The 3,479-nt window shown below is 35.6% G+C and carries 3 protein-coding genes; all 3 read right to left on the minus strand.

The features are described 5' to 3' along the window. Positions 1–118: 118 nt before the first annotated feature. Genes fusA through rpsL form a run of 3 tightly spaced genes read right to left on the minus strand, consistent with a single transcriptional unit; the run spans position 119 to position 3,088 of the window. Positions 119–2,194 carry an elongation factor G gene (fusA, locus tag NK213_RS19230; protein ID WP_253352334.1) on the minus strand — a complete coding sequence of 692 codons (2,076 nt, stop codon included), beginning with the start codon at positions 2,192–2,194 and terminating at the stop codon, positions 119–121. Between the two features lie 27 nt (positions 2,195–2,221). Continuing rightward, positions 2,222–2,692 (minus strand): 30S ribosomal protein S7, encoded by a 471-nt coding sequence (gene rpsG, locus NK213_RS19235; RefSeq protein WP_253352335.1) that lies wholly within the window; start codon positions 2,690–2,692, stop codon positions 2,222–2,224. A 21-nt stretch (positions 2,693–2,713) separates the two neighbouring features. Next, the gene (gene rpsL, locus NK213_RS19240; RefSeq protein ID WP_012863407.1) at positions 2,714–3,088 is read right to left on the minus strand and encodes a 30S ribosomal protein S12; all 375 of its coding nucleotides are present in this window, start codon (positions 3,086–3,088) and stop codon (positions 2,714–2,716) included. Positions 3,089–3,479 lie beyond the last annotated feature (391 nt).

Genomic DNA, 3,479 nt, shown 5'->3' on the forward strand with positions numbered 1-3,479 from the left:
TTTTCCCGTGATCTACGTGACCAATTGTTCCCACGTTTACGTGTGGTTTGCTTCTTTCGAATTTAGCTTTTGCCATTCTACTCTTCCTCCTAAAAATTTAAAATTTTATTTTAAAGGCTTATCCTTTTCTTTCAGCTACTATTTGGTTAGCTATGTTTGTAGGTACTTGTTCATATTTTTCAAATTCCATTGAATATGATGCTCTACCTTGTGTTTTTGATCTTAAGTCAGTTGCATATCCGAACATTTCTGATAACGGTACATGTGCATTTACTATTTTTGCTCCGTTTCTGTCTGTCATTCCTGAAACCTGACCTCTTCTTGAGTTAAGATCTCCTATTACGTCTCCCATGTACTCTTCTGGTGTAGTTACTTCTACTTTGAAGATAGGTTCAAGTAATATTGGAGTTGCTTTTCTCATACCGTCTTTTACCGCCATCGATCCTGCGATTTTAAATGCCATTTCGCTCGAATCCACTTCATGGTAAGTTCCGTCATATAATGTTACTTTTATGTCTTGTACTGGATATCCAGCTACTACTCCTGCTTCCATTGCTTCCTGTATACCTTTGTCTACTGCTGGAATATATTCTCTCGGGATTGCCCCTCCAGAAATTTTATTAACGAATTCGTAACCTTTTCCGTTATTTGGTTCTACTATTATTTTAACGTGTCCGTATTGACCTCTACCACCTGATTGTTTAGCATACTTAGTTTCTACATTAGCTTCACCAATGATAGTCTCTCTGTAGGCAACCTGTGGTTTACCAACATTAGCTTCTACTTTGAATTCTCTTTTCATTCTGTCTACCAGAATTTCCAAGTGTAATTCTCCCATTCCTGCTATTAGTGTCTGTCCTGTTTCTTGGTTACTTGTCACCTTGAAAGTAGGATCTTCTTCTGCAAGTTTAGATAGTGCTGTTCCCATTTTTTCCTGATCAGCTTTTGTTTTAGGTTCTACGGCTACCTGGATAACCGGTTCTGCGAATTCCATTTTTTCAAGTATAATCGGAGCTGATTCGTCACATAGTGTATCTCCTGTAGTAGTATCTTTCAATCCTACTGCTGCTGCTATATCTCCTGCGTGAACTTCATCTTTTTCTTCTCTTTTGTTAGCATGCATCTGAAGCAGTCTTCCCATTCTTTCTTTCTTACCTTTAGTAGAATTCAGTACATAAGAACCTTTTTCAAGTATTCCTGAGTACACTCTGAAGAAAGCAAGTTTTCCTACGAAAGGATCTGTCATGATCTTAAATGCTAAAGCTGCGAACTTTTCATCATCAGACGGCTTTCTTGTGATTTCTTCATCTGTTTTAGGGTTAGTACCTTTTACTTCTCCTACATCTTCAGGTGAAGGCATTATTTCTACTACTTTATCAAGTAAAGGCTGTATTCCTTTGTTTTTAAATGCAGTTCCGCATACACAAGGTACTACTAATCCTTCTATTGTAGCTTTTCTTAATGCTTTTATTAATTCTGCTTCTGAAATTTCTTCTCCGCCGAAATATTTTTCCATTAACTCATCGTCAGTTTCAACAATAGATTCTATCATGTGTTCTCTTGCTTCTTTTGCTTTATCAACTAAGTCTGCTCTTATTTCCTTCACATCATAGTTTGCTCCCATTGTTTCGTCAATGAAAAGCAGTTCTTTCATTTGTATTAAGTCGATTACACCTTCGAACGCTTCTTCAGCTCCTATTGGAAGCTGTATTGGAAGTGCATTTCCTCCAAGTTTTTCTTTAATATCATTAACACACATATCAAAGTCGGCACCGACTCTGTCCATTTTATTAAAGAACGCCATTCTTGGAACCTTATATTTATCAGCTTGTCTCCATACTGTTTCAGACTGCGGCTGAACTCCGTCAACTGCAGAAAAAACCGCAACAGCACCATCTAATACTCTTAGAGATCTTTCTACCTCTACCGTGAAGTCCACGTGCCCTGGTGTGTCTATTATGTTAATTCTGTGATTTTTCCAGAAACATGTAGTCGCAGCAGATGTAATTGTGATTCCTCTTTCCTGCTCCTGTTCCATCCAGTCCATTGTAGCGGCACCTTCGTGAACTTCTCCTATTTTATGAGTAACTCCTGTATAAAATAAAATTCTCTCTGTTGTTGTTGTTTTTCCGGCATCTATATGTGCCATGATTCCGATATTTCTTGTGTCTTTCAAAGCAACTTCTCTTGCCATTTTTAAAATATCCTCCTTGTCTTAAAGTTACCATCTGTAATGTGCGAAAGCTCTGTTAGCTTCTGCCATTTTGTAAGTATCATCTTTCTTCTTCATAGCTCCGCCTTCATTGTTAGCAGCTGCTACTATTTCTTTTCTTAATTTCTCTATCATACCATATTCTTTTCTTTCTCTTGCGTATCTGATAAGCCATCTGATAGCCAGCGCCTGCTGTCTCTCTACTCTTACCTCTACCGGTACTTGGTATGTAGCTCCTCCGATTCTTCTTGATCTTACTTCTAATTGCGGTTTCAAATTTTCCATTGCTCTTCTGAATACTTCTATTCCTTCTTCATTAGTTTCAGCTGTAATTTGATCTAATGCAGTATAGAAAATATTTTCTGAAATAGATTTCTTACCGTCATACATAAGGCTGTTTAGAAACTTAGTTACTAGTTTATCTCCATATCTTGAATCTGGTAATACATCTCTTCTCTCGGCTTTTCTTCTTCTTGACATGCCTAAAGTTACCTCCTAATCTTATTTTTTATCTTTCTTTGTTCCGTATCTAGATCTAGCTTGTTTTCTGTTTACTACTCCTGCAGTATCCAGAGCTCCTCTGATTATCTTATATCTTACCCCCGGCAAATCTTTTGTTCTTCCTCCTCTGATTAATACAATCGAGTGTTCCTGTAAGTTATGCCCGATTCCAGGTATATAAGCTGTTACTTCAATACCGTTTACTAATTTAACCCTTGCTACTTTTCTTAATGCTGAGTTTGGTTTCTTTGGTGTAGTCGTATATACTCTTACACAAACTCCTCTTTTTTGTGGGTTACCTTTTAGAGCTGGTGATTTTTTCTTTTTTTCCGAAGTTGATCTCCCGTGTCTAACTAATTGATTAATAGTAGGCATTTTTCCTCCTCCCAAATTTTTAGATTTTAGATTTTATATATGAAAAATATCATTAACAAATTTACACAAAAATTGCCATGATTTTTAGTCATAACTTAGTTAGTTTACACCATTTCGACTTCAATGTCAAGAATATTTACGCTATTATTTTCAAATTTATCTTATAAGTTATATATTTTTTAGATTATACCTATATATCATTTATATGATTTTGTGTTTTAAGTATCTCAAGTTTATTTCTATAAATTTATTATATGATTTTTACTGCAAATAATAATAAAAAATATTCTCACATTACTTTATCATTATATTATATACTGGTGTTAGTATGAAAAAGTGGACACAAAAATCTTGATTGTGTAAACTAATTGAGAGAAGGCAGGTGTCCGAA

The organism is Sebaldella sp. S0638 (genome assembly GCF_024158605.1).
GTDB lineage: Bacteria > Fusobacteriota > Fusobacteriia > Fusobacteriales > Leptotrichiaceae > Sebaldella.

What these genes read in the sequence shown, in the direction of transcription:
- fusA (WP_253352334.1), bottom strand. Translation starts at nt 2,194, where the DNA reads ATGGCAAGAGAAGTTGCTTTGAAAGACACAAGAAATATCGGAATCATG.
- rpsG (WP_253352335.1), bottom strand. Translation starts at nt 2,692, where the DNA reads ATGTCAAGAAGAAGAAAAGCCGAGAGAAGAGATGTATTACCAGATTCA.
- rpsL (WP_012863407.1), bottom strand. Translation starts at nt 3,088, where the DNA reads ATGCCTACTATTAATCAATTAGTTAGACACGGGAGATCAACTTCGGAA.